Raw genomic sequence first — 26369 nt, forward strand, 5'->3', positions numbered from 1 at the left:
GACGGATCGGGCGCACCGCGTCAGTCCTCGTCGGTCTCGAGCTCGGCGCGGACCTCGGGCGTGATGTCGAGGTTCGTGTAGACGTTCTGCACGTCGTCCGAGTCCTCGAGGGCGTCGATGAGGCGGAACACCTTGCGGGCGGTCTCGGCGTCGGCCTCGACCTGCAGCGAGGCGACGAACTCGACGTCGGCCGCGTCGTAGTCGATCCCCGCCTCCTGGAGGGCGGAGCGGGCGGGGACGAGCTCGCTCGGCTCGGTGCGGACCTCGAAGCTCTCGCCGTGATCGATGACGTCGTCGACTCCGAAGTCGAGGACGGCGCCCAGGACGTCGTCCTCGGTGACGCCGTCGCCGTGCGGGACCGTGATGACGCCCTTGCGGGCGAAGTTGTAGGCGACGCTGCCCGGATCGGCCATCGTGCCGCCGTTGCGGGTCATCGCCGTGCGGACGTCGGCCGCGGCACGGTTCTTGTTGTCGGTCAGGCACTCGACGAGCAGCGCGATGCCGTTCGGGCCGTACGCCTCGTACATGATCGTCGTGTAGTCGATGACCTCGCCGGTGAGGCCGGCGCCGCGCTTGATCGCGCGGTCGATGTTGTCGTTCGGGACCGAGGTCTTCTTCGCCTTCTGCACGGCATCGACGAGCGTCGGGTTGCCGGAGAGGTCGGCGCCGCCGATCTTGGCAGCCACCTCGATGTTCTTGATCAGCTTGGCGAAGGACTTCGCGCGACGCGAGTCCTTGATCGCCTTCTGGTGCTTGGTCGTGGCCCACTTGGAATGCCCGGACACGGTGCTCCCTCGGAAATCTGTTTCGACGCGACCCCCGCAGGCGCCGCCCAATAGCTGACCCAGTCTAACTTCCGGGCCGGTCCCTGCCCGGCCCGGCGCGGTCGGCCTGTCGAGATGGTCGCGCAGGTGGAGCGTGTCGCGTCCGGCTACGGCGATCCGCCTGTTCGCTTCGCGAACGGCCCGCATGACCGAGGCGGACCACCGACCACCGGAGCCGCGAGTGGTACCGAGCGCCCGCGCCTCGCCGTGTCGGCCGCCGAAGCCGGCTCGCCCCGATCGATCCGTCGGAGAAGGCCCGTGGGAGTCGCGCACACGGGCCGTCTTCGACCGATCGATCGCTGCACGACGTCTCCGAAGATCATCCGGTCTCCGGAGATCAGCCTGCAGATCGGCGACCCCCTCCGAGGCGGACCGGCGATTCGCGTGCCAGCGAATCGGCGTAGCCGTCCCAACCCGCTCCACCCACGCGACCACCTCCGCGAGCCGACCGCGGCGAGCCGGGCGATGACCGGCTCGCACACAAGCACAGGCGGACCGACGATTCGCGTGCGAGCGAATCGGCGTAGCCGTTCGCACGACGCTCCACCTGCGCGACCACCCCCGGGAGCCGACTGCGCTGCGCCGGGCAGGGACCGGCGCAGACGCGGTTGCTCGAGTAGCGAGCCCGCCGTCGGCGGGTTCGCTACTTGAGCAACCGCGAGAGAACACGGTCCGCGAGGGGCTTCCCGTTCGTCTGGCAGGTCGGGCAGTACTGGAGGGTGGAGTCGGCGAAGATCACCTGGCGGACGGTGTCGCCGCAGACGGGGCAGGCCTCGCCGGTTCGGCCGTGGACGCGCATGCCGAGCTTCTTCTCGCGCTTGAGGTCGGCGGCGTGCAGCCCCTCGGCGCGCCCGAGCGCCTCCTCGAGCGTGTAGCGGAGGGCGGAGTAGAGCCGGTCGAGCTCGTCGTCGGTGAGCGTGGCCGGCTTGAACGGCGACATGCGGGCGACGTGGAGGATCTCGTCGGAGTAGGCGTTGCCGATGCCGGCGATGCGCGACTGGTCGCGGAGCACTCCCTTGAGCTGGGCCCGACCGGCCGTCGCGAGGATCGCACCGAGGATCTCGCGGGAGAAGGCGGGGTCGAGCGGATCGGGCCCGAGGCGGGCGACTCCGGGGACGTCGCGCGGGTCGGCGACGATCGAGAGGGCGAGGCTCTTCTTCGTGCCCGCCTCGGTGATGTCGAACCCGGAGCCGTCGTCGAGGACCAGGCGCGCCGCGAGCGGTCCGCGGCCCGGCTTGACCGGCGCGGTGGGCCGCTCCGGGCGCCAGCGCACCCAGCCGGCGCGCGCGAGGTGCAGGAGGACGTGGGCGTCGCCGATCGAGAGATCGAGGAACTTGCCGTGCCGCGCGACTCCGTGGATCGTCTGCCCGGCGAGGGAGGACGTCGGGATCGCCACGGTCTTGAGCGCCGAGATGGCGTAGACGCTGAGGCTCTCGAGGACGCGGCCGCCCAAGCGCTCATCGAGGTCGCGCGCGAGCGCCTGCACTTCAGGGAGTTCGGGCATGCGACCACTGTGGACCGCGCCTCCGACACCGTCCACCCCTGGCGGAGTGTGCCGCGGCTAGGCGCCGAAGCGGGTCGCGGCGACCTTGCGGAGGAAGAGCTCGTGGAAGCGGTAGTCGCCCGTGATCTCGGGGTGGAACGACGTGCCGAGGAGGTTGCCCTGCTCGACCGCCACGACGCGGCCGTCGGCCACGGAGGCGAGGGCGGTCGCCCGCTCCCCCAACTCCTCGACGATCGGCGCGCGGATGAAGACCGCGTGCATCGGCGGGTCGCCGATCACGGGGATGTCGAGATCGGTCTCGAAGGAGTCGAGCTGGTTGCCGAAGGCGTTGCGGCGCACGGTCACGTCGAGCCCGCCGAAGCTCGACTGGCCGTCGATGCGGTCGAGCACCCGGTCGGCCAGCATGATCAGCCCGGCGCAGGTTCCGTAGACGGGGAGTCCCGCCTCGATCGCCTCCGCGACCGGCTCGGCGAGGCCGAAGAGGCGCGAGAGCTTGTCCATCACCGTGGACTCGCCTCCGGGGATCACCAGTCCGGCGACGGAGGCGAGCTCGGACGGGCGGCGGACGAGCACCACCTCGGCCCCCAGCTCGCGCAGCACGTGCGCGTGCTCGCGGAAGTCGCCCTGGAGGGCGAGGACGCCGACGCGGAGCCCCTCGAGGGACTCGCGCGTCTCGCCGGCTCCCGCGACGGGCGCGTCGGCGCTACCAGCCACGCTCGGAGAGGCGGTGCGGCGCGGGCACGTCGGCGACGTTGATGCCGACCATGGCCTCGCCGAGCCCGCGCGACGCCTCCGCGACGACCTTCGCGTCGTCGAAGAACGTGGTCGCCTTGACGATCGCGGCCGCGCGCTTGGCCGGCTCGCCCGACTTGAAGACTCCGGAGCCGACGAAGACGCCGTCGGCGCCCAGCTGCATCATGAGCGCCGCGTCCGCCGGGGTCGCCACGCCGCCGGCGGTGAAGAGGACGACGGGGAGCTTGCCGGTGCGCGCGATCTCGGCGACGAGGTCGTAGGGCGCCTGCAGCTCCTTGGCCGCGACGTAGAGCTCGTCGTGGGTGAGGGACTTCAGGCGGTTGACCTCGGCCGAGATGGTGCGGATGTGCTTGGTGGCCTCGGAGACGTCTCCGGTGCCGGCCTCGCCCTTGGAGCGGATCATCGCCGCGCCCTCGGTGATGCGGCGCAGCGCCTCGCCCAGGTTGGTCGCACCGCAGACGAAGGGGACGGTGAACTTCCACTTGTCGATGTGGTTCACGTAGTCGGCCGGCGAGAGGACCTCGGACTCGTCGATGTAGTCGACTCCGAGCTCCTGCAGGATCTGCGCCTCGACGAAGTGGCCGATACGCGCCTTCGCCATGACCGGGATGGAGACGGCAGCGACGATGCCGTCGATGAGGTCGGGGTCGCTCATCCGCGCGACGCCGCCCTGCGAGCGGATGTCGGCGGGGACGCGCTCGAGCGCCATCACGGCGACCGCTCCCGCGTCCTCCGCGATACGGGCCTGCTCGGCGTTGACGACGTCCATGATGACGCCGCCCTTGAGCATCTCGGCGAGCCCGCGCTTGACGCGGCTCGAGCCGAACTGCTCCGGGGCGGACGAGGACGAAGTGGTGGTGTCAGTCATGTTCGCAGTGTCCTGTTCTGTGCGGCGTCTTCCGCCGACGGCAGCCACGAGTCTACGAGACGGCGCCGGATGCCCGCGGCTCTGGACAGGCGGGGCGCCGGGGGTCTAGCCGGCGGGCCAGGCCGCGGCGATGCTCGTCCGGACGTCGCCGAGCAGCTGCGGGAGGGCCTTCGTGCGGGCGATGATCGGGAAGAAGTTCGCGTCGGTCGCCCAGCGCGGAACCACGTGCTGGTGCAGGTGCGCGGCGATCCCGGCTCCGGCGACCGCGCCCTGGTTCATGCCCAGGTTGAAGCCGTCGTTGTTCGAGACCTGCCGGATCACCCGCATCGCGGTCTGGGTGAGGGAGCCGATCTCGGCCACTTCTTCGGGGGTGGCCTCGTCGTACAGCGGGATGTGGCGGTACGGGCAGACCAGCAGGTGACCGGAGTTGTAGGGGAAGAGGTTCAGGAGCACGTAGGCGTGGGTGCCACGGGCGACGATGAGCGCCTCCTCGTCGCTCAGCGTGGGGGCGACGCAGAAGGGGCAGTCGTGGGCGCCCGGCTGGCCCTTCTGGATGTAGACCATCCGGTGCGGGGTCCACAGCCGCTGGAACTCGTCCGGCACCCCCGCGAGGTGAGCGGATCCCTCCGCGCCCTCGGGGATCTGCTCGTCCGCGCCCGGCTCGTCGAGCATCAGACCTGCGCCTTCGTCGCGATCGCCTCGCGGATGCGGGCGACGGCGTCGGCGACGGGGATGCCGTTCTCCTGCGTCCCGTCGCGGAAGCGGAAGCTGACGGCTCCGGCGTCGCGGTCCTTCTCGCCGACGATGAGCTGGAAGGGCACCTTCTGGAGCGTGGCGTTGCGGATCTTCTTCTGCATGCGGTCGCTCGAGTAGTCGATCTCGGCGCGGACGCCGGACTTCTTCAGCTCGCCGATGACCCCCTCGAGGTAGGGCAGGTACTCGTCGGCGATCGGGATGCCGATCACCTGCACGGGCGAGAGCCAGACCGGGAACGCGCCGGCGTAGTGCTCGGTGAGGATCGCGAAGAAGCGCTCGATCGATCCGAAGAGGGCGCGGTGGATCATCACCGGCTGCTTCTTGGTGCCGTCGGACGCGGTGTACTCGAGCTCGAAGCGCTCGGGCTGGTTGAAGTCGAGCTGGATGGTCGACATCTGCCAGGTGCGGCCGATGGCGTCGCGGGCCTGGACCGAGATCTTGGGACCGTAGAACGCGGCTCCGCCCGGATCGGGAACCAGCTCGAGGCCGGACGCGACCGCCACCGCCCGGAGCGACTCGATCGCCTCCTCCCACTGCTCGGCCGCGCCGACGAACTTGGGGTTGCCCTCCTCGTTCGTCGACAGCTCGAGGTAGAAGTCGTCGAGGCCGTAGTCGCGCAGGACCTGGAGCACGAACTCGAGGTTGCGGGTGAGCTCGGCCGCCACGTCCTCCTGGGCGACGTAGATGTGCGCGTCGTCCTGAGTGAGGCCGCGGACGCGGGTGAGCCCCTGCAGCGTGCCGCTCTTCTCGTAGCGGTACACGGTGCCGAACTCGGCCAGGCGCAACGGCAGCTCTCGGTAGCTGCGCCCCCGCGAGCGGAAGATCAGGTTGTGGAAGGGGCAGTTCATGGGCTTGAGGTAGTAGTCCTGGCCCTGACGGGTGATCGTGCCGTCCTCGTCCTGCAGCTCGTCGAGGTGCATCGGGGGGAACATCCCCTCGGAGTACCACTGCAGGTGGCCGCTCGTCATGAAGAGGTCGCCCTTGGTGATGTGGGGCGAGTAGACGAGCTCGTAGTCGTGCGCGAGCAGCTGCTCGCGCATGTACTGCTCGATCTCGTAGCGGATGATGCCGCCCTTGGGGTGGAACACCGCGAGACCGGAGCCGATCTCGTCGGGGAAGGAGAAGAGGTCGAGCTCGTGCCCGATCTTGCGGTGATCGCGGCGGGCCGCCTCGTCGAGGCGCGCCTGGTGCGCACGCAGCTCGTCCTTCGTGGGCCAGGCGGTGCCGTAGACCCGCTGGAGCTGCGGGTTCTTCTCAGAACCGCGCCAGTAGGCGGCGGCGTTGCGCGTCAGCGCGTAGCCGTTGCCGATCATCCGGGTGTTAGGGAGGTGCGGGCCGCGGCAGAGGTCCTTCCAGACGGTCTCGCCCGATCGCGGGTCGACGTTGTCGTAGATGGTGAGCTCGGCACCGCCGACCTCGACGGACTCGCCGTCGGAGCCGCCGCCCTTCAGCCCGATCAGCTCGAGCTTGTAGGGCTCGGCCGAGAGCTCGGCGCGGGCCTCGTCCTCGGTCACGACGCGGCGCACGAAGCGCTGGCCCTGCCGGATGATCCGGTCCATCGCCTTCTCGAGCGCCTTCATCGCCTCGGGCGTGAAGGGCTCCTCGACGTCGAAGTCGTAGTAGAAGCCGTCGGTGACGGGCGGGCCGATGCCCAGCTTCGCCTCCGGGTTGGTCTGCTGCACCGCCTGCGCGAGCACGTGCGCGGCGGAGTGGCGGAGGATGTCCAGCCCGTCGGGCGAGGAGATCAGCACCGGCTCGATCCGGTCGCCGGGAACGACATCGGCGGCCAGATCGCGGAGTTCCCCGTTGACTCGGAGGGCGACGACGGCCCGGTCGGTGAAGTGCGTGAACCCCGTTCCGGCCTCGGTCACCTCGAGGGACGACTCGTTCTCGGGGGGATTCGACGATTCGTTCGACACGCGCGGACACTCCTCAGGCTTCGCCAACCCCTCGACTTTAGTCGCCCGCGCGGCGCGGCCGGACGCGCGTGCGGGGAGAGTCGGCGGCACGCCGGAAGGAGTGCCGCGGGACTGCCGATCGGGAGAGGAGGAGATATCAGCCGGCACTTCCGGGGATTCTCCGATAAGCGGGACGAACGGCCGAGCGGCCGTCTGTCGCGAGGATCGCATCGAGATCTCTCGAGGAATTCCATGGGAGGACCCTCTCGAGCTCGGATTACGGGAAGATCCTGATCAGGCGGCCCGTCTGCGCTCGTACCGCCGCCCGGGGACCCGAGGGACCGGCACCGCGGAAGCGCTTCGATTCCGTGGCGGAACAGCGCCGGAGAAGACGTGGACTCGGCCTCGGAAAGGAGAACGCGGTTCGGAAGGTGACCTTCCGAACCGCGCCGGGCTCCCTGAGGCTCCGTCTCGATTCCTGGCGGTCGGGGGCTTTCGGGAACCCTCGACGCCGACGCGCGACCCGATCGCGCGACCGACCCCGAGTCGATTCTAGAAGATCGGAGGCGAGCCGAGAGCGCGGCCCACTGTGTCCCAGAAAGTGTGACCCTCGTAGTGGGGTCGCAGCGCGCGACATCTCTACCGCTATGTTCAGCAGAGCACTACCGGACCACCGGATCCGGCGGAGCCCGCGAACCCTGACGCGGAGCCGCCGACCGACACGAGGCAGCATTCCGCACGTCCTGCTCATTCCTGGGAGCACGACGATCGGCATGAGGTCGACGAGGCAACGACGCACTACGGCCCCGAAGCCGAGGTGCCATCCGCGCCCACCCGAGAAACCCCTTTCCCTGTAAACCCGAAATGCAGGTTGATCCACGTGTACGCACCATCGGTGCGCCTCCTCGGCGCGCCCTCCCCCCGGCTCTGTCCACCCTCGACTCCCCGTCGCCACCCCCCGGCGACCCGAGATACGAGCGGCGGTGAGAGCAGGAGCCGGCGGTGACCGCCGTCTCCACCGCGGCCCGGTCCCCCCGTCGCGACCCCGGCGACCTCGTCCTCGTCCCCGCGCCGAAAGCCGCGGCATCGAGCTGGCGACGGCGCTACTCGCGCAGGGTCCTGGCCGCGGACGTCTTCATCGTGCTCGGCGCGGTCTCGCTCGCCGCAGCACTGCGGTTCTCGAGTGAGTCGCTGAGCACCGATCTCGCCGTCGCGGCACTCCTCGCCGCCCTCTGGACCGGAGCGGTCCTGCTTGCGCAGCGCCGCCTCCCCCACCTGATCGGCGAGGGCGCGGACGAGTTCCGGCGCCTCCTGTCGGCGACGATCCTGACCTTCGGCATCGCCTCGGTCGCCTCGGTCCTCACCCGCATCGACCTGCCCCGGCTGCACGTCCTGGTCGCCCTGCCGATCGGGCTGGGCGGGATGCTCGCCGCGCACGCCCTCAGCCGACGTCACCTGGCGCGGGAGCGTCGGGCCGGTCGCGCCCTGTCCCGGGTGATCGTGCTCGGTCGAGAGAGCGACGTCGCGCACGTCGTCTCGCAGATCGACCGCCGGCGCGGACGGGTCGAGTACGACGTCGTGGGCGTCGCCGTGGCCGGCGCGGGCGACCAGCGCTCGATCACCGTGCACGGACGCTCGATCCCGATCGTCAGCGCGGTCGAGCACGTGGCCCACGCGGTCGACGAGCGCCGTGCGGACGCGGTCGTCGTGGCCGGACCGGTCGACGGCGGAGACGCCTTCCTCCGACACCTCTGCTGGGCACTCGAGCCCTTCGCGGTCGAGCTCGTGCTCGCACCGGGGCTCAGCAGCGTCGCGGGACCGCGCATCCACTGGCGACCGGTCGACGGACTGCCGCTGATGCGGGTGGAGCCGCCGCGCTACTCCGGCCCGAGGCACGCGCTCAAGCGGGCGGTCGACGTGATCGTCGCCTCCGCCGCGCTGGTCGTGCTCTCGCCGCTGCTGGTCGTGCTCTCGGTGCTGATCCGTCGCGACAGCGCCGGGCCCGCACTCTTCCGCCAACAGCGCGTCGGGCGAGCGGGTCGCACGTTCACCATGCTCAAGTTCCGGTCGATGACCGTCGACGCCGAGGCGAGGCTCGCCGAGCTGCAACCGGCGAACGAGGGCGCGGGGCTGCTCTTCAAGCTGCGCGAGGACCCGCGGGTGACACCGCTGGGCCGGGTGCTCCGGCGCTACTCGCTCGACGAGCTCCCCCAGTTCTGGAACGTGCTGCGCGGCAGCATGAGCCTGGTCGGACCCCGGCCGCCCCTGCCGGCAGAGGTCGCGCGCTACGACGACACCGTCAACCGGCGCCTGTACATCAAGCCCGGCATCACCGGACTCTGGCAGACCGGCGGCCGCTCCGAGCTCGACTGGGAGGACGGGATCCGACTCGACCTCTACTACGTCGAGAACTGGTCCCTGACCGGCGACCTGCTCATCCTCTGGCGGACGCTGCGCGTGATGCTGCGGCCCGTCGGCGCCTACTGACGCCGCACCCGCCTCCCTCCGATCCCGCGGACCTCCCGGTCCCTCCTCCCCCGACGCCCTGCGTCGTCTCCGGCGCGCTCGCCGCGCCGTCCCCCTCCGTCCGCGCTCCCCCTCTCCCTGGTCGGGGAGCGCGGTCCCCTCGGCGCGCCCGCGCGCCACCCTCCTCACCCGAAGGAACCCGCCATGACAACCACCATCCCCTCCCGGAGGCTCCGCGTCGCGCTCGTCGGCGCCGGCTACTGGGGTCCCAACCTCGCGCGCAACTTCGCCGCCAGTCCCGACTGGGAGCTGGCAGCGGTCTGCGACCTCGACCCGATCCGGGCGGAGAACGTCGCCCGGGCGAACGGCGGAGTGCCCGTCCTCTGCTCGCTCTCGGACGTCCTCGACCTGCCGGGCCTGGACGCAATCGCGATCGCGACCCCCGCCAGGACCCACTACGCGATCGCGATGGCCGCGATCGCCGCGGGTCTGCACGTGCTCGTCGAGAAGCCCCTCGCCGACTCCAGCATCCTCGGCATCGACATGGTCGGCGCCGCGGAGCGTGCCGGAGTCGTGCTGATGGCCGACCACACCTACTGCTACACGCCGGCGGTGCTGAAGATGAAGGAGCTCATCGCCGCCGGCTCACTCGGCGACGTGCTCTTCGTCGACGCGGTCCGCATCAACCTCGGCCTGATCCAGCCCGATGTCGACGTGTTCTGGGACCTCGCGCCGCACGACCTGTCGATCCTCGACTTCATCATCCCCGGGGGCCTTCGCGAGGGCGCCGTCGCGGCGCAGGGCTCCGACCCGCTCGGCTCCGGGCGCTCGTGCGTCGGCTACTTGACCGTGCCGCTCGGCGACGGAGCGATCGCGAACGTGCACGTCAACTGGCTGAGCCCCACCAAGATCCGCCGCATGGTGATCGGAGGCTCGAAGCGCACCCTGGTCTGGGACGACGTGAACCCGCAGCAGCGGTTGAGCGTGTTCGACCGCGGAGTCGACCTGAACTCCACGCTCCGCGCCGGTGCCTCGCGCCGCGACGCCGCGATCTCGTACCGCCTCGGCGACACGTGGTCGCCGGCGCTGCCCGAGCGGGAGCCGCTGGCCGACATGGTCACGGAGTTCGCGACCTCGATCGCGGAGCGTCGCGCGCCGCGCACCGACGGACGCGCGGCGCTCCGCGTGCTCAGCGTGCTGGAGCAGGTCAGCGACCGACTCCAGGACGCCGGCCAGGTCAGCCGCACCAGCGCTCCGGCGCTCCGTCTCGAGGAGGCGTCGTGGCTGAGCTGACCCCCTCATTCGACTCGCTCCACGGAGCGGACGTGCTCGTCACCGGCGGCGCGGGGACCATCGGCTCGACGATCGTCGACCGACTCCTGGCGACCGGCGTGAACCGCATCGACGTGCTCGACAACCTGGTCCGCGGCCGTCGCGAGAACCTCGAGGGCGCGCTGGCCGACGGTCGCGTGCGCCTGATCGAGGGCGACATCCGCGACCGGGAGGTCGTCGACGCTCTCGTGCGCGGCAAGGACGTCGTGTTCCACCAGGCGGCGATCCGCATCACCCAGTGCGCCGAGGATCCGCGCCTCGCGTTCGACGTGCTCGCGCAGGGATCGTTCACCGTCTTCGAGGCGGCCGCCGCCCACCGGGTCGGCCGCGTCGTCGCCGCGTCGAGCGCGTCGATCTACGGGCTCGCGACCCGCTTCCCGACCCACGAGCGCCACCACCCCTACGCGAACGACACCATCTACGGCGCCGCGAAGGCGTTCAACGAGGGCATGCTCACCAGCTTCGGCGCCATGTCGGGACTGCCCTCGACGGCGCTGCGCTACTTCAACGTCTACGGACCTCGGATGGACGTGCACGGCCTCTACACCGAGGTGCTCGTGCGCTGGATGGAGCGGATCGAGTCGGGGGTGCCTCCGCTGATCCTCGGCGACGGCAGCCAGACGATGGACTTCGTGCACGTCGACGACGTGGCGCGCGCGAATGTGATCGCGGCCACCGCGGGGCGCGACGGGGCCTTCAACATCGGCTCGGGCGTCGAGACCAGCCTGCTCGACCTCGCCCGCACGCTCCTGCACGTCATGGAGTCGGACCTCGAGGTCGAGTTCGCGCCCGCGCGCACCGTCAACAGCGTCACCCGGCGCCTGGCCGACACGCGCGCCGCCAGGGACGAGCTCGGCTTCGCCGCCGACGTCGATCTCGAGAGCGGCCTCCGCTCGCTCGTGCACTGGTGGCGCGGCGAGCGCACCGACGCGCCGACGCTGACCGGAGTCGCCCGATGAGCCCGGCGATCGACGCGCTGCCACGCATCGACGTGATGCGGCCGTGGCTCGGCCAGGAGGAGGTGGACGCCCTCGCCGAGGTCGTCGCCTCGGGCTGGATCGCGCAGGGCCCGCGGGTCGCGCGCTTCGAGGAGGCGTTCGCCTCCTCGATGGACGTCGCCCACGCCGTCGCCCTGTCGAGCTGCACCACGGCCCTCCACCTGGGTCTGGTCGTCGCGGGCGTCGCGGCCGGCGACGACGTGGTGGTCCCCTCCTTCTCGTTCATCGCCACGGCCAACGCCGTCGTGCACGCCGGCGCCCGACCCGTCTTCGCCGATGTCGACCCGGTCACCGGCAACGTGACGGCCGAGACGATCGCGGCGGCGATCACACCCGCGACCCGCGCCGTCATCGCGGTCGACCAGGGCGGGGTGCCGGTCGATCTCGACCCGATCCGCGCGCTGTGCGACCCGCTCGGGATCGTGGTCCTCGAGGACGCGGCCTGTGGCGCGGGGTCGCGCTACCGGGGCCGGAGCGTCGGTGCGGGGGCGGTGCTCACGGCGTGGTCCTTCCACCCGCGCAAGCTCCTGACGACCGGCGAGGGCGGAATGCTCACGACGAACGACCCGGCTCTCGCCGCCCGTGCGCGGCGCCTCCGCGAGCACTCGATGTCGGTCTCGGCCGCGGACCGCCACGGCAGCGTCCTCGCGCCGCCCGAGCACTACGACGAGGTCGGCTTCAACTACCGGATGACCGACCTGCAGGCGGCCCTGGGCCTCGTGCAGCTCGGCCGGCTGCCGGCCCTCGTCGAGCGGCGCCGCGCCCTCGCAGCGAGGTACACCGAGGCGCTCTCCGGCGTCCCCGGGCTCCGGACGGTCGCGGATCCCGCGCACGGGACCGGCAACGTCCAGTCGTTCTGGATCGAGGTCGGCGAGGAGTACCCGCTGGATCGCGATGCCCTGATGGCCGAGCTCGCCTCGCGCGGCATCTCGGCCCGGAGGGGCATCATGGCGGCCCACCGCCAGCCTCCGTACCGCGGCCACCCGGGCGCCGATCGGCTGCCCGCGACCGAGCGCCTGACGGACAGGACGCTGATCCTGCCGCTCTTCCACGCCCTCACCGAGCAGGAGCAGGACCGCGTCATCGACGCCGTCCTCGCGCCGGCCCGCCTGACGGAGGCGCCCGCGCATGCCTGAGCTCATCCTGGTCGGCGCGAGCGGACTCGCTCGCGAGGCTCTCGCGCTCATCGCGGCGGCCGGCCGCCACCGCCCGGTGGCCGTCGTCGACGACGGCGCGGCCCGCTGGGGGTCCGAGCTGGCGGGCGTGCCCGTCATCGGCGGGCTCGACGCCGTGCACCAGCACCCCCGCGCCGAGATCGTGGTGTGCGTCGGCCACGGCAGTGCCCGGGCCCGCCTGGTCGACCGGCTGCGCGCCGTGGGAGTCGTCGACTCCCGCTACGCGCGCCTGGTGCACCCCGGTGTCCACGTGCCCGACGACTGCCGCATCGGCGCCGGGAGCATCCTGTTCGCGGGCGTCGTGCTGACCGCCGACGTGTCCCTCGGGCGCCACGTCGTCGCGATGCCCAACGTCACCCTCACCCACGGCAACCGCATCGGCTCCTTCGCCACTCTCTGCGCCGGGGTCACCCTCGGCGGAGGAGTGCGGGTGGGCGAGGAGGCGTACCTGGGGATGAGCGCGTCGGTGCGCGAGCGGGCCCGCATCGGCCGCCGCGCAACGCTCGGGATGGGTGCCGTCCTCCTCCGCGACCAGCCGGCCGGGGAGACCTGGATCGGCGTGCCCGCGGCGGCTCGCCCCGGACCAGCGCCGCTCTCGCGCGCCGGCACGACACTCGAGGGAGCGAGCGCATGAGCGCCGGACGCGGGCACCGCACCGCGGCCGTCGCCCTGAGCACCCGTCCGGTCGTCTCGGTCGTGATCACGGCCGTCGAGGACGAGCAGCCGGGGCCCGCGCTCTCGAGCGCACTCGCACAGCGCGGCGTCGACCTCGACGTGGTCGTCGTGACCGTCAGGGGGGCGGCGGCGCACATCGCTCCGGACGACCCGCGCGTCCGCGTCCTCGCGGTCGCCGCCGGTACGAGCACCGTCGCGGCGCGCAACTCGGGGCTCGCGCTGGTGCGCGGGGAGGCCGTGATGGTCCTCCCCTCCAGCCACGTGCTGACCGAGGGTGCGCTCGAGCGCGCCGCCGCGGTGCTCGAGGCCCACCCGTGGGTCGGCGCCGTGCACGGCGGGGCAGAGGTCTCGGAGGAGGCGGGTCGAGCGGTGCCCTCGCGCGTCGACTGGACCCTCTGGAGCGGATCGGACTGGATCGAGCGGACGAGCAGGCACGGCGCCGACCCCCTGGTCGATCACGCCGCGCTCGTCCGGCGGAGCGTCGCCGACGAGCTCGGCGGGTACGCGCCCGACCTCCCGCGCACGGCCGATCTCGACTACGGGCTCCGGCTCGCCGCGATCAGCGGGATCGCGCGGGTCAACGGCGTCGCCCAGACCGCGTGCCGCCCCGCTCCCTCCGGCGACCCGCTCACCGAGCTGCGCGAGCGCCACGACACGATCGAGCAGTTCTTCACCGGCTTCGGCCACGACTCGAGCGGGCGCACGGCCCACGGCGGCGACCGCCGCGAGCGAGCGGCGCGGGCGCTGGCGCACGAGGCGATGGGCTGGGCGCTCCTGCACCGCGCCTCGGCCGACCCCGGGGAGCGCGCGGACGGCGCGCGCTTCGCCTCCGTCGCCGCCGAGTGCTGGCCGAGCGTCGTCGACTCCCGCGAGTGGCGCCGGTTCGTCCGGCGCGGCGAACGCGAGCAGACGCCGTCGCGGCGGGCGCTCGAGCTCGGCGCCGACCGGGTGCGCGCGGCTCTGCCGTGGCGGAGGGCGGACTCGTGACCGCGACGCAGACGCCTCCGGTCGCCGTCGGTCGGCGGACGGTCGCCTCGGCACTGGGCTGGAGCGCGCTCAGCACGATCGCGCTCCGGCTCAGCAGCCTCGGGCTCGGCATCGTGCTCGCGCGGATCCTGGCGCCGGAGGCCTTCGGCGTCTACGCGCTCGCGCTCACCGTGCAGTCGGTGCTGATGGCGCTGTCCGACTTCGGGCTCAGCACCGATCTGATCCGCTCGACGGAGCCCGAGCGCCGCGCCCCGACGGTGTCGGTGCTCGCGCTGGTGATCGGCACCACCCTCGGCGCGGCGATGGCCGCGGCGGCACCGGTCGTCGCCTCCCTCGCGGGCTCGCCCGAGACCGCAGGAGTGATCGCGGTGCTCGCGATCACGCTGCCGCTCGCGGGTGCCGGAGTCGCCCCGTACGCGGCACTCCAGCGGCGGTTCGCGCAGCGGCCCCTGTTCGGCATCGCCGCCGTCGACTTCGCGGTCTCGACCGCGATCACGCTCTCGCTGCTCGCTGCGGGCACCGGAGTGATCGCGCTCGCGATCGCGCGGGTCGCGGCGCAGATCTGCACGCTCGTCCTCCTCTTCGTCGCCGCGCGCGAGCGGCCCCGCTTCGGCTGGGACCGCTCGGTCGCCCCCTCCGCGCTCCGCTTCGGGCTGCCGGTGGCGATCGCGAACCTGATCTCGTGGGGAGTGCTCGGCACCGACAAGGTGGTGATCGCCGGCCTGATCGACCCGGTCGCGCTCGGCTACTACGTGCTCGCCTTCAACATCTCGACCTGGCCGATGACCGCGGTCGGGCAGGTGGTGCGCTCGGTCGCCCTGCCCGCGTTCTCCCGCGCGCACGAGGAGGGGCGGCCGCTCCCGGTGCCCGCGGCGGCCGGACTCACCTGGGCGCTGGCCGCTCCCCTCGGCGCGTTCCTCGCGGCGCTCGCCGGGCCGCTGGTCGGCTTCGTGTACGGCGAGCGCTGGGCTCCCGCGGCCGGCGCGCTCGCGCTGCTGGGCTTCGTCGGCGCGCTGCGGGTCGTCTACGACCTCTTCAGCTCGGCGGCTCTGGCGCAGGGCGGGTCGGGACGGGTCGCGATCGTGCAGGGGGTGTGGTTCGCGGCGCTCACCCTCGCCCTGATCCCCGGCGTCCTCCTCGGCGGCTTCGTCGGAGCCGCCTGGGCGCAGATCGCGGTCGCGGCGCTCGTCGTGGGCCCGGTCTTCGTCTGGCTGCTGCGCACGATCGGCACCGATCTGGCCGCGCTCGGCCGCTCGCTCCTCCCGCCGGCGCTCGCCGCCACCGCCGCGGCCGGAGCCGCAGCGCTCGTCCCGGTCGCCCTGGGTGCGGCCGGCCTCGAGGCCGACTGGCTCGCACTCGTCGGCGGTGGCGCACTCGGCGCCCTCGTCTACCTCCTCCTCCTGCGGACCTGGCTGCTGCGCCGCGTCCGCGAACTCTCCGCCTCCGACCGAAGGAACCCGTCATGACCACCGAGCCGACCAGCACCGCATCGGCCAGCACCGAGCCGACCAGCACCGAGCCGATCAGCTCCGAGCCGATCGTCCCGCTCGCCGACCTGCACCTGCAGCACCTCGTCGTCGCCGACGTGATCCGAGAGGGCTTCGACCGCGTCCTCGCCGACTCCTCGTTCGTGCGGGGGCCCGACGTGGCGCGCTTCGAGCGGGAGTTCGCCGACTACTGCGGCGTGCGCCACACCGTCGGCGTCGGCAACGGGACGGACGCCCTCGAGCTCGCCCTGCTCGCCCTCGACCTGCGGCCCGGCGACGAGGTCCTCGTGCCCGCGAACACCTTCGTCGCGACGGCCGAGGCCGTGGTCCGCGCCGGCGCGCGCCCGGTGTTCGTCGACTGCGACGACGACTACCTCATCGACGTCTCCTCCGCGGCGGCCGCTGTCACCCCCCGCACTCGCGCGGTGATGGCGGTGCACCTCTACGGCCAGTGCGCTCCCGTCGAGCAGTTGGCTGCCGCGCTCGGCCCCGGCGTGACGATCGTCGAGGACGCGGCGCAGGCTCAAGGGGCACGGCGGTTCGGCGCCCGGGCGGGTTCGCTCGGCACGATCGCGGGGACGAGCTTCTACCCGGGGAAGAACCTCGGAGCCTACGGCGACGCCGGCGGAGTGATGACCGACGACGACGAGCTCGCCGCGGCCGTCCGCCGCCTCGGCAATCACGGCGGCCTCACCGCCTACCGGCACGACGTGCTCGGCACCAACTCCCGCCTCGACTCGCTGCAGGCCGTCGTGCTGAGCGCCAAGCTCGCCCACCTCGACGACTGGAACCAGCAGCGCCGGGACGCCGCCGCGCGCTACGCGGAGCTCCTGGACGGCGTCGGAGGCCTCACCCTCCCGCGGACGGCGCCCGGCAACGAGCACGTGCACCACCTCTACGTGGTGCGGACCCCCGAGCGCGACCGCGTGCGCGCCGCACTCGGCGGGGCGGGAGTCGCGACCGGCGTCCACTACCCCGCGCCGGTCCACCTGATGGCTCCCTTCCTGCCCGAGTCCGGCCGCCCGCGCGCGCTGCCCACCGCCGAGGCGTTCGCCGGCGAGCTGCTCACCCTGCCGCTGTTCCCGGGCATCACGGCGGCTCAGCAGGAGTACGTGGCGGAGGCGCTCGTGGGCGCCCTCCGGGTCGGAGCCCTGCGATGAGCTCCGCCTCTCCTCCCGACACGCAGGCGCGCGCGGGGCGCGTCGTCCCCGTCGCGACCGCGGACACCGCTCCGGCGACCGTCTCGGTGCTGATCCCCCTCTACAACTACGGCCGCTACCTCCGCGAGGCCGCGGCGAGCGCCCTCGGCCAGCAGGACGTCTCGGTGCAGCTGGTGATCGTCGACGACCACTCGACCGACGACTCCCTCGACGTGGCCCTGGCCCTCGCCGCCGAGGACCCGCGGGTCACGGTGATCGCGAGTCCCCGCAATCGCGGACCGGTCGGCAGCGTGCTCGTGGCACTGGCCGCCGCCACCGGCGAGTTCTCGTGGTACCTCGACGCCGACGACGTGATCACGCCCGGCGCCCTGGCTCGCGCGGTCGCCGTCGCGCGCACGCATCCGTCGGTCGGTCTCGTCTACGGGCACCCCCTGCACTTCACCGACGGCTCTCCCCTGCCCGAGGCCCGGACGGTCCCTTCCGCGTGGATCCTCTGGCGCGGGCAGGACTGGCTGCACGAGCGCTGCCGCACGGGAGTGAACGTCATCACCTCCCCCGAGGTCCTCGTGCGCCGGTCGGTGCTCGACCGGGTCGGCTGGCCGCGCCCGCTGCCGCACACCTACGACCTCGAGCTCTGGCTGAGGCTCTCCGCAGCGGCCGACGTCGCCTACATCCGGGGAGTCGATCAGGCTTGGCACCGCGAGCACCCGGGCAGCCGCTCCGAGGTCGTGACTCCGCTGCGCGATCTGCGCGAGCGACTCCTCGCCTTCGAGACCTTCTTCGCGGCTCCCGGGGGGCCTCTCACCGGGGCCGGAGAGCTCGAGGAGCTCGCACGCCGAGCCCTCGCCCGCGGCGCGCTCGAGGCCGGCGCCCAGCGCTTCGACAGCGGCGGTGCGAGCAGCGCCGAGCTCGAGGAGCATCTCGCCTTCGCCCGGTCGGTGCACCGGGAGGCCGGGTGGCTGCCCGAGTGGGAGCGGCTGCAGTCGCGACTGCTGTCCTCGGAGCCCGGCGGCCGGTTCGCCCCGCGGTTCCTGGCGGAACGCGTCGCCCGGCGCCTCCGGACCGACCGCTCCTGGCGGCGCTGGCACCGCGAGGGGAGCTTCTGATGCGCCCCGATCGCCTCCCCCGCGAGCTCGTCCGCCGGCTGCGGACGACCGGCGGCCGCGACCTGCTGCAGCGCGCGGTCCGCGTGCTCGGCGACCGGGTCGGTGTCGGCGAGCTCGACACGCCTCTGCTCGCCGCAGACATCGCCGACTCCGCTCTGCTGGATCTCGCGCCCGCCGCGGCTCCGGTGGACGGACCCGCGACCATCGGCTTCGTCTGCACGCCGCCCGACCGCGGCTCGGGCGGTCACACGACCCTGTTCCGGATGGTGCAGGGGCTCGTCGAACGCGGCCACCGCTGCGTCCTCTTCCTCTACGACCGGCACGGCGCCGAGTTCGAGCGGCGCGCGGCGATCATCCGCGACTCCTGGCCCTGGCTCGACGTCGAGATCCGCAGTGCCGACGGCGGGATCGTCGGCGTCGACGCGGCGGTCGCGACCTCGTGGGAGACGGCGCACGTCCTCGCCACCCGCGGAGCAGCCCCGATGGCGCGCCTGTACTTCGTGCAGGACTACGAGCCGTTCTTCCACCCGAGGGGGACCCTGGCCGCCCTCGCGGAGGACAGCTACCGCTTCGGCTTCCGCACGATCGCGCTGGGCGAGATGGTGCAGAGCCACCTCGACGAGCTGGGCGTCGAGAGCGACCTCGCACCGTTCGGCTGCGACACCCGCACCTACACGCTCGAGAACCCCGACGGCGAGCGCTCCGGCATCGTCTTCTACGCGAAGCCCTCCGCCGACCGGCGCGGCTACCTCCTCGGCCGGCGGGCGCTGTCGCTCTTCCACGCGGCCCGCCCCTCGGTGCCGATCCACGTCTACGGGACGGCTCCGGAGGCGTGGGACGTCCCGGTGATCGAGCACGGCACCCTGGCGCCGACGGATCTCGCCGCGCTCTACAACCGATGCTCGGCGGGCATCGCCCTGTCGTTCACGAACATCTCGCTCGTCGCTGAGGAGCTCCTGGCCTGCGGCACGGTCGCGGTGGTCAACGACTCGGTCGACGCGCGGGCCGACCTCCCGCACCCGGGCGCCGCCTGGGCCGCGCCCACCCCCGCGGGCATCGCCGACGCGCTCGGGCGGGCCGTCGACGCGGCCCGACCCGGCCGCGAGATCGCCGCCGGCGTCCGCCACGGCTGGGCGCCGGCGCAGGAGGTGGTCGAGCGGGTCGTGCTCGACGAGCTCCGCCGGCCCGCGGGCCGCCCCCTCGCACCCACCTTCGCTCGACTGGAGAACTGAAGCATGTCCCCGCAGCAGAACCGGCGCGTCGTCCTCGGCGGCACCCCCGTCGACCTCGCGCAGCACGAGGAGGCGGTCCGCACCATCGCGGATCGCGCCCTGTCGACCGACCACGCGCCACTGGGCGTCCTCTCGGTGAACGTCGACCACGTCAACCACTTCGGGCACGGCGCCCGATGGCAGCACGTCCTCGACCGGCGTCCGTCCGACCAGGGCGACCCCGACGCCCCGAGCCCGCGGACACTCGTGCTCGTCCCCGGTCGCGCTCCGGAGTGGACGGACGCGCCTGCGACCGCACCCGACGGACGCTCCGAGCGACGACCCGTCGAATGGCTGTCGCTCATCGACGGCTCCCCCATCGCCTCCGAGGCGCGGCGCCTGACCGGCACGCGCTGGCCGCGGCTGGCCGGCAGCGACCTGATCGGCCCGCTCCTGGACCGCGCCGCGGTCGACGGGGTGCGCGTGGGCGTCCTCGGCGGCTCGGTCGCGGCCCAGCAGCGGCTGCGCGAGCGGCTGGCCGAGGAGCGCCCCGACCTGGTGCTGGCCGGCCTGTGGTCGCCGAGCCGCGAGGAGCTCGCCGACCCCGAGGCGAACGCGGGTCTCGTCGACGCGATCCGCCGAGCAGCGGTGGATCTGCTCATCGTCGGGCTGGGCAAGCCCCGCCAGGAGCTCTGGATCGACGAGAACGGGCCGCAGACCGGAGCCCGCGTCCTGCTCGCCTTCGGAGCGGCCGTCGACTTCCTGGGCGGCTCGGTCCGCCGGGCGCCTCAGTGGGTCGCCGACCGCGGCGTCGAGTGGCTGTGGCGACTCGCGCTGGAGCCGCGCAGGCTCGCGCGCCGCTATCTCGTCGAGGGGCCCCTGGCCTACGGCCGGCTGCGGATGCACAGCACGACGACTCCCGATCGGAGCCCGGGTCTTCGCGCTCCGCGGCTCCCGGCCCTCGCACCGGCACCGATCGACCAGCGGGGCCGCTTCGCCGCGCCGGGCGAGCGCGCCGACGTCGCGGCACTCGTCGTCAGCTACCGCTCGGCGCAGAGCCTCGAGCGCCTCCTCGCGAGCCTCCGCGAGGAGGCGCGGGGCGGGGTGCGCCTCCGAGTGGTGGTCGTCGACAACGCCTCCGACGACGGCTCCCTCGCCGTCGCCGCCGCCCACTCCGATGTCGTCGCCATCGACGCCGGCGGCAACGTCGGCTACGCCGCCGCCCTCAACATCGCCCGCCGGCACGCCGGCGACGCGGGTGCGCTGCTCGTCCTCAACCCCGACCTCGTCGTGCTCCCCGGGGCGGTCTCTCGGCTCCTGGCCCGCAGGGACGCCTCGCAGGCGGGGATCGTGGTGCCGCTCCTGCGCGACGCCTCCGGTGAGCCCGCGCGCTCGCTCCGCCGCGAGCCCACCCGGCTCCGGGCGCTCGGCGACGCCATCCTGGGCGACCGGGTGCTCGACCGGCCCGCCTTCTCGAGCGAGACCGACAGCGACCCCGAGAGCTACCGGCACGCCCATGCGATCGAGTGGGCGACCGGAGCGGCGCTGCTGATCGACTCCCTCGTCGCGGCGCGGCTGGGCGACTGGGACGAGCGCTTCTTCCTCTACTCCGAAGAGACCGACTACTTCCGGCGGGCGCGCGAGCTCGGCGCCGAGGCGTGGTTCGAGCCGACCGCCCAGGTCGTGCACGAGGGCGGCGGCTCCGGGCAGTCGAGCGCCCTCGCGGCGCTGCTCGCGGTGAACCGCGTCCGCTACGTCGAGAAGTTCCACGGCACCCTCTACTCCGCGACGTTCCGTCTCGTCGTCCTGGCCGCGGAGGCGGTCAGGTGCGTGCTGCCGGGCGAGCGCGGCCGCGGGCACCGCCGAGCGGCGGCCGCCCTCGCTCTCGGAGGCGGACGGGCCGGCGTGCCCTCCGCCGCGGTCTCGACGGCGACGACCCTCCCCCACCCGCGCGGCTCCGTGATCGTGCCCGCGCACGACGAGGCGGCCGTGCTCGAGCGCACCCTCGAGCCCCTCGCGCCGGCGGCCGCGGCCGGCGCCCTCGAGGTGATCGTCGTCTGCAACGCGTGCACCGACGCCACGGCCGACGTCGCCCGCTCCTTCGCCGGCGTCACCGTGGTCGAGATCGAGGAGGCGTCGAAGACCGCCGCCCTGAACGCGGGCGACGCGATCGCCACCACCTGGCCGCGGCTCTACCTCGACGCCGACGTGGATGTCACGCCCGAGGCCGTCTGGACCGTGTTCGACGCCCTCACCCGCGGCGGACTGCTCGCGGCGCGTCCGACCGCCGTCTACGACGTCACCGGAGCCGACCCGCTGGTCCGCGCGTACTACCGGGCCCGCTCGCGCATCCCCTCCCTGCACACCTCGCTCTGGGGAGCGGGTGGGTACGCCGTGAGCGGGTCCGGCCACGACCGGATCGGGTCGTTCCCCTCGCTCGTCGCCGACGACGAGTACGTCGACGGCCGGTTCGCCGAGTCGGAGCGCGCCGTGGTGGCGACGGCCCCCGCCGTCGTCCGGGTGCCGCGGACGGCCGCCAGCCTCGCGGGTGTGCTCCGCCGGTCGCACCGCGGCACCGTCCAGCTCGCCGAGAGCTCAGGCGTCGGCGAGCGCCGCTCGAGCACGACCGCCGTCGACCTCGCGCGATCGGCGCAGGGCCCGCTCGAGCTCGCCGACGCGGTCGTCTACGCCGGGTTCGCCCTCGCGAGTCGCGTGCGGACCGGGCGGTCGACGGGGTGGACGCGGGACGACACGACCCGCGTCGCCGCCCCCCGCCCGGCGCAGCGCAGGGGGGCGTGAGCCGTGGACTCGCCGATCGAGAGGACAGGACCGCCGACCCTCCTGCGCCTCAGCGCCTACGCGCTCTTCCTGACCCCCGCCGACCAGGTGCTGGCGCCCCTCGGCGCGTCCGGCTCCGTCGCGATGGTGCTCGCCCTCCTCCTCGCGGTGGCCTGGCTCGCCTCCGCGCTCCTCGGGCTGCACGATCCCGTCCCGATGCGGCACCCCGGCCGGCTCGCACTGACACTGCTGCTCGGGGCGAGCATCGTCTCCTACGTCCGCTACACGAGCGGCGACACCATCACCCGCACGGGCGAGGGGCAGCTGAGCGCCGACCGGTGGCTGCTGCTGCTCTTCGCCTCGGCCGGGATCGCGCTGGTCACGACGCAGAGCGTCCGCACCCTCGACGATGCGCGGGTGCTGATCGGCTCGCTCGTGAACGCCGCCACCCTCTGCGCCGTCGTGGCCGTGATCCAGTTCACGACCCACACCGATCCCGTCGAGCTGATCCGCAGCGTCATGGTCGGCTTCGTCGACAACGGAGGCAGCACACCGTTCCAGGAGCGCGACGGGCTCACCAGGGTGGCGGGCACCACCTTCCACCCGATCGAGCTGGCCGTGGTCTCGGCGATGCTGCTGCCGCTCGCCGTCTGGCGGCTGATCTACGACCGCACGGCCCCGCGTCTGCTGCGCGTCGGCTCGTGCGTGCTGCTGCTCTCGGCGGTCGCCCTCACCGTCTCGCGATCGGGGGTGCTGTCCCTCGTCGTCGGGATGGGCGTCGCGCTCGTCTTCCTCCCGAGGGCCGCGCGCCGGTGGGGGTACGTGCTGGCTCCGGTCGCGGTGGCGGCGTTCTTCGTGGTCACCCCCGGCCTGCTCGGGACCCTCACCGGCTCGATCGGCGCCGGCACGGCCGACACCTCGATCGTGAACCGGCTCGACAACTACCCCCGTGTCGCCGCGCTGGTGGCCGAGCACCCGCTGCTCGGCACGGGTCCCGGAACCTACCTGCCCGATAGCGCCAAGCTCATCCTCGACAACCAGTACCTCGGCTCGGCGATCACGCTCGGCCTGCTGGGGGCCGCGGCCGTCGTGGCCTACTTCGGGGTGCCGGCGGTCTTCGGACTGATCGCCGCCCAGTTCGCCCGCGACCCCCGGCTGCGCGCACTGACCGGGAGCGTCGCCGCTGCCGCGACCGTCGCCGCGGTCGCCTCCGTCACCTTCGACTCACTGGGCTTCCCGGTGTTCGCCCTGCTGTTCCCGTTCGTGCTCGGCCTCTCGGGGAGCTGCTGGCTCCTCGTCCGCGCCGAGCTCGGGCTCCCCTCCGCCCTGCGCCAGGACGCTCCCGTCCGACGCAGCGGCGAGATCGACCACTCCTCAGAAAGGCAGTCCTGATGGACCCCGTCTCCGTTCTCCGCACTCTCTGGCGCCATCGCCTCCTCGCGGCCGTGGTGCTGACGCTCACCGTCGTCGGCATGGCCTACGTGCTCGTGCTCTCTCCTCGCACCTACGCGTCGACCGCGACCTACGCCCTCGTCAATCCGCAGGTCCCGACCAGCGCCGAGCTCGAGCTCGATGCGGGTCTGCGGGCGCTCAACTCCGACAATCCCTACCTGCGCTCCTCGGACAACTCCCTGGCGGCGCAGGTCCTGGTGACGGTGCTGAACAGCGACGAGACGGCCGATGCACTGCTCGCGCAGGGTCTCAGCACCGAGTTCGCGGTCGAGCGGTCGGCCTGGTCGGGGCAGGGCCTCCTGCTCAGCGTCACCTCCGACGCTCCGACGGCCGACCAGTCGCTCGCGACGACCGCGGCGCTGGGGGGCATGCTCGTCGACACGCTGAGGAGCATCCAGACGGTCAACGGAGCCGACGACCGCTACCTCTTCACGGCTCTCGAGGTGCAGACGCCCCAGAGGGCGACCGAGCAGATCTCGGACAGGCTTCGCGCGGTGATCATGGTCGGAGTCGGCGGGTTCGTGCTGCTGTTCGCCGCCGTGTCGATCGCCCGGTCGATCGAGGGCCGGAGGAAGGGGCCGGCGACCCCGACCGCGCCGGCAGCGATCGTCCCGCCCGCACCGCCGACCCCGACCGTGGCGGTCGCTCCGCCCGCCCCCGGCAGGAGGAGGCCCTCGGCGGCCGACCGGCGCCGCGCGCTGGCGTTCACCCGCCGGTGAGAGCGGCCCGCGGCGCTCAGGCCGGTTCGAGCAGGCCGTCGCGCTCGAGGTACTCGTCCCCCGACTCCGGGCACCGCCACCGACCGCTCTCGCCCGTCGCCTCGAGCCGGGCGCCCGCGCGACCGACCCAGCCGACCCTCCGCGCCGGCACGCCGACGACGAGGGCGTAGGCGGGCACGTCGGAGGCGACGACCGCCCCCGCGGCGACCATCGCCCACGCACCGATCCGCACCGGAGCCACGCAGACCGCGCGGGCGCCGATCGCGGCTCCCTCCTCGACCGTCACCGCGACGGCGTGCCAGTCGTCCGCCGACTTCAGCGCGCCGTCGGGGGTGACGGCTCGCGGCCGCAGATCGTTCGTGAAGACGACGGCCGGGCCGACGAACACGCCGTCGCCGAGCACGGCCGGCTCGTAGACGAGCGCGTGGTTCTGGATCTTGCAGCGGTCGCCGACGACGACGCCCGGCCCGAGGTAGGCGCCGCGGCCGATCACGCAGTCCCGGCCGACCTGCGCGTCCTCCCGCACCTGAGCGAGGTGCCAGATCAGCGTCCCGTCCCCCACCTGCGCTCGGGGGTCGACGTCGGCGGACGGGTGGATGCGGGCGGTCTCCTCGGGCATAGCGGCAGTGTCCCACCGGCCGGTCACGGCCTGCCACTCCCGGAGGAGCGCGCTACAGGTCCCGGCCGAAGCACACCGAGATGTCCGACCCCGCGTACGCCCCGAAGAGCGGGACGGGCGCGTAGCCCTCGCGCGAGTAGAAGCGGATCGCGTCCGGCTGCAGGGTGCCGGTCTCGAGCACCAGCCGCACGGCGCCCCGCTCGCGCGCCCGCTCCTCGAGCGCTCGCAGCACCGCCCGTGCGACGCCCGTCCCGCGGGCGTGCGGGGCGACGAACATGCGCTTCACCTCGATCACCCCCGGCCCGAGGACGTCCTCGCCGAGCGGGCGGAGCCCGCCGCAGGCCACCGCCTCCCCCGCCTCGTCGAGAGCGAGGAGGAAGACCGGCACGTCGGCCGCCGAGGGCTTCGCTCCCGGCTCGTGGTCGTCGCGGCCGTAGCGCTCGTCGAGCTCGCGCCGCTGCGCGGCCCGGAGCGCCTCCGCCGCCGGGTGGGTCCAGTCGACCTCCTCGATGCTCCAGCTCATCCGCCGTCCTCCGCCTCTCCTGCCGATCCGATGATGTCCCGATCGCTCGACGGCGACCGGGCACCAGTCTCCCCGATCGCCCGGGCAACCCCTTGCCGACCGCCCGCCCGAGGCCTTCGCTGGAGGCGCGCCCCTCGCGCTCCCTCCGACGAAAGGCATCCCGTGCTCTCCGACCACCCCCTCGGCCCCGTCCTGCTGACGACCGACCTCGCCGCCTCCCGCGCCTTCTACGCCGGCACGCTCGGACTCGAGATCCTCGAGGAGAGCGAGTCGGCGATCGCCTACGCCTCCGGAGGCACCCGCCTCACCGTGACCACCAGCACTGTCGGCTCGAAGGACGAGCAGACGAAGGCCGCCTGGCGCGTCGAGGATCTGCGCGCGGAGCTCGCGGAGCTGGCCGCCCGCGGCGTGATCCCCGAGGACTACGACACCGACGAGCTGCGGACCGAGAACGGCATCGCCGACCGGGGCAGCGTCTGGGCGGCGTGGCGGTGGTGGCCGGAGTCGGAGCGAGCTGCCCCGCGGTGATCGGAGGCGGAGCGCCGCCCCTAGAATCGGCGCATGCCCGACGACTCCGCTCCCCTTCCCGCGCCCGGCTGGTACCCCCACCCGGCCGACATCGGGGCCGAGCTCTACTGGGACGGCGCGGCGTGGACCGACCGGTCGCGCCCGGCCGTTCCCCCGGCTCCCTCGGTCCCGCTCTACGGCACGCCCGAGGGCTCTGGCACTCCGACCCCGCCGTCCGCCTACGGGCAGGTCCCCGGGGAGCAGCAGCCGAACCCCTACCTCGCCCCCACCGCCGCGGGGCGGAACCCCCTCGCGGTCGCGAGCCTCGTCCTCGGCATCCTGAGCATCCTGATCAACCCGCTCTTCGTCCCCTCCATCCTCGCGATCGTCTTCGGCGTGCGCGGCCGAGCGGTGGCGGCGGCCGTGGGCCTCGGTCGAGGTCTCGCGACCGCGGGCCTGGTCACGGGGATCATCGGCATCGTGACCGGTGCGATCACCTTCCTCGGCAACCTGTCCGGCCTGGCCGGGCTCACCGGCTGAATCCGGTGCGCGGCAGCTCCTGCGCCGTGCC

23 protein-coding genes are annotated in these 26369 nt (G+C 73.2%); 15 read left to right on the forward strand and 8 right to left on the reverse strand.

Features of this window, described 5'->3' with window-relative positions; all coding sequences use genetic code 11:
* Positions 1-20: 20 nt before the first annotated feature.
* From B9Y99_RS08255 to thrS, 6 genes are all read right to left on the reverse strand, one after another.
* Positions 21-785, reverse strand: a complete 765-nt coding sequence (locus tag B9Y99_RS08255; RefSeq protein WP_085476002.1) for a YebC/PmpR family DNA-binding transcriptional regulator — start codon at positions 783-785, stop codon at positions 21-23.
* Between the two features lie 682 nt (positions 786-1467).
* Positions 1468-2328 carry an Fpg/Nei family DNA glycosylase gene (locus tag B9Y99_RS08260; protein WP_085476003.1) on the reverse strand — a complete coding sequence of 287 codons (861 nt, stop codon included), beginning with the start codon at positions 2326-2328 and terminating at the stop codon, positions 1468-1470.
* A 57-nt stretch (positions 2329-2385) separates the two neighbouring features.
* Positions 2386-3042 (reverse strand): pyridoxal 5'-phosphate synthase glutaminase subunit PdxT, encoded by a 657-nt coding sequence (pdxT, locus tag B9Y99_RS08265; RefSeq protein ID WP_085476004.1) that lies wholly within the window; start codon positions 3040-3042, stop codon positions 2386-2388.
* On the reverse strand, positions 3032-3949 hold the full coding sequence (gene pdxS, locus B9Y99_RS08270; protein ID WP_085476005.1) for a pyridoxal 5'-phosphate synthase lyase subunit PdxS: 918 nt from the start codon (positions 3947-3949) through the stop codon (positions 3032-3034). Before pdxS ends, pdxT begins: the two co-directional genes overlap by 11 nt.
* A gap of 105 nt (positions 3950-4054) precedes the next feature.
* Positions 4055-4621, reverse strand: a complete 567-nt coding sequence (locus B9Y99_RS08275; RefSeq protein ID WP_085476006.1) for an HIT family protein — start codon at positions 4619-4621, stop codon at positions 4055-4057.
* Positions 4621-6576, reverse strand: coding sequence for a threonine--tRNA ligase (thrS, locus tag B9Y99_RS08280; protein WP_244274847.1), 1956 nt, complete (start codon positions 6574-6576; stop codon positions 4621-4623). Before thrS ends, B9Y99_RS08275 begins: the two co-directional genes overlap by 1 nt.
* Positions 6577-7605: 1029 nt before the next feature.
* Between thrS and B9Y99_RS08285 the strand changes: the two genes are divergently transcribed.
* From B9Y99_RS08285 to B9Y99_RS08345, 13 genes are all read left to right on the forward strand, one after another.
* Positions 7606-9090: a sugar transferase gene (locus tag B9Y99_RS08285; RefSeq protein WP_085476008.1), complete on the forward strand. Its 1485-nt coding sequence runs from the start codon at positions 7606-7608 to the stop codon at positions 9088-9090.
* 183 nt (positions 9091-9273) lie between these two features.
* Positions 9274-10362, forward strand: coding sequence for a Gfo/Idh/MocA family protein (locus B9Y99_RS08290; RefSeq protein WP_085476009.1), 1089 nt, complete (start codon positions 9274-9276; stop codon positions 10360-10362).
* Positions 10350-11360, forward strand: coding sequence for an NAD-dependent epimerase/dehydratase family protein (locus B9Y99_RS08295; protein WP_244274800.1), 1011 nt, complete (start codon positions 10350-10352; stop codon positions 11358-11360). The genes B9Y99_RS08290 and B9Y99_RS08295 overlap by 13 nt, the downstream gene beginning before the upstream one ends.
* Positions 11357-12535 carry a DegT/DnrJ/EryC1/StrS family aminotransferase gene (locus tag B9Y99_RS08300; protein ID WP_085476011.1) on the forward strand — a complete coding sequence of 393 codons (1179 nt, stop codon included), beginning with the start codon at positions 11357-11359 and terminating at the stop codon, positions 12533-12535. Before B9Y99_RS08295 ends, B9Y99_RS08300 begins: the two co-directional genes overlap by 4 nt.
* A complete protein-coding gene (locus B9Y99_RS08305) occupies positions 12528-13208 on the forward strand; it encodes a NeuD/PglB/VioB family sugar acetyltransferase (protein ID WP_085476012.1) in 681 nt (226 codons plus the stop codon). The genes B9Y99_RS08300 and B9Y99_RS08305 overlap by 8 nt, the downstream gene beginning before the upstream one ends.
* Positions 13205-14236, forward strand: coding sequence for a glycosyltransferase (locus tag B9Y99_RS08310; protein ID WP_085476013.1), 1032 nt, complete (start codon positions 13205-13207; stop codon positions 14234-14236). The genes B9Y99_RS08305 and B9Y99_RS08310 overlap by 4 nt, the downstream gene beginning before the upstream one ends.
* Positions 14233-15702 carry an oligosaccharide flippase family protein gene (locus B9Y99_RS08315; RefSeq protein ID WP_165759564.1) on the forward strand — a complete coding sequence of 490 codons (1470 nt, stop codon included), beginning with the start codon at positions 14233-14235 and terminating at the stop codon, positions 15700-15702. The genes B9Y99_RS08310 and B9Y99_RS08315 overlap by 4 nt, the downstream gene beginning before the upstream one ends.
* On the forward strand, positions 15699-16883 hold the full coding sequence (locus tag B9Y99_RS08320) for a DegT/DnrJ/EryC1/StrS family aminotransferase (RefSeq protein ID WP_085476015.1): 1185 nt from the start codon (positions 15699-15701) through the stop codon (positions 16881-16883). Before B9Y99_RS08315 ends, B9Y99_RS08320 begins: the two co-directional genes overlap by 4 nt.
* Complete coding sequence (locus tag B9Y99_RS08325) at positions 16880-17989, forward strand: glycosyltransferase family 2 protein (protein WP_085476016.1); 1110 nt, start codon at positions 16880-16882, stop codon at positions 17987-17989. Before B9Y99_RS08320 ends, B9Y99_RS08325 begins: the two co-directional genes overlap by 4 nt.
* Positions 17989-19221 carry a rhamnosyltransferase WsaF family glycosyltransferase gene (locus B9Y99_RS08330; protein ID WP_085476017.1) on the forward strand — a complete coding sequence of 411 codons (1233 nt, stop codon included), beginning with the start codon at positions 17989-17991 and terminating at the stop codon, positions 19219-19221. Before B9Y99_RS08325 ends, B9Y99_RS08330 begins: the two co-directional genes overlap by 1 nt.
* Positions 19222-19224: 3 nt before the next feature.
* Entirely contained in the window at positions 19225-21999 is a 2775-nt protein-coding gene (locus tag B9Y99_RS08335; protein WP_085476018.1) for a WecB/TagA/CpsF family glycosyltransferase, read from the forward strand.
* Between the two features lie 3 nt (positions 22000-22002).
* A complete protein-coding gene (locus B9Y99_RS08340; protein ID WP_085476019.1) occupies positions 22003-23370 on the forward strand; it encodes an O-antigen ligase family protein in 1368 nt (455 codons plus the stop codon).
* On the forward strand, positions 23370-24149 hold the full coding sequence (locus B9Y99_RS08345; RefSeq protein ID WP_085476020.1) for a hypothetical protein: 780 nt from the start codon (positions 23370-23372) through the stop codon (positions 24147-24149). Before B9Y99_RS08340 ends, B9Y99_RS08345 begins: the two co-directional genes overlap by 1 nt.
* Positions 24150-24165: 16 nt before the next feature.
* On the opposite strand, the gene B9Y99_RS08350 is transcribed toward B9Y99_RS08345, so the two are convergent.
* The gene (locus B9Y99_RS08350; RefSeq protein ID WP_085476021.1) at positions 24166-24768 is read right to left on the reverse strand and encodes an acyltransferase; all 603 of its coding nucleotides are present in this window, start codon (positions 24766-24768) and stop codon (positions 24166-24168) included.
* Between the two features lie 52 nt (positions 24769-24820).
* Positions 24821-25291 carry a GNAT family N-acetyltransferase gene (locus B9Y99_RS08355; protein WP_085476022.1) on the reverse strand — a complete coding sequence of 157 codons (471 nt, stop codon included), beginning with the start codon at positions 25289-25291 and terminating at the stop codon, positions 24821-24823.
* Between the two features lie 162 nt (positions 25292-25453).
* Here B9Y99_RS08355 and B9Y99_RS08360 point away from each other — a divergent pair, with 162 nt between their 5' ends.
* Positions 25454-25819 carry a VOC family protein gene (locus B9Y99_RS08360; RefSeq protein ID WP_085476023.1) on the forward strand — a complete coding sequence of 122 codons (366 nt, stop codon included), beginning with the start codon at positions 25454-25456 and terminating at the stop codon, positions 25817-25819.
* Positions 25820-25852: 33 nt separating this feature from the next.
* Positions 25853-26338: a DUF4190 domain-containing protein gene (locus tag B9Y99_RS08365; RefSeq protein ID WP_085476024.1), complete on the forward strand. Its 486-nt coding sequence runs from the start codon at positions 25853-25855 to the stop codon at positions 26336-26338.
* Positions 26339-26369 lie beyond the last annotated feature (31 nt).

Source organism: Rathayibacter oskolensis, assembly GCF_900177245.1.
Classification (GTDB): domain Bacteria; phylum Actinomycetota; class Actinomycetes; order Actinomycetales; family Microbacteriaceae; genus Rathayibacter; species Rathayibacter oskolensis.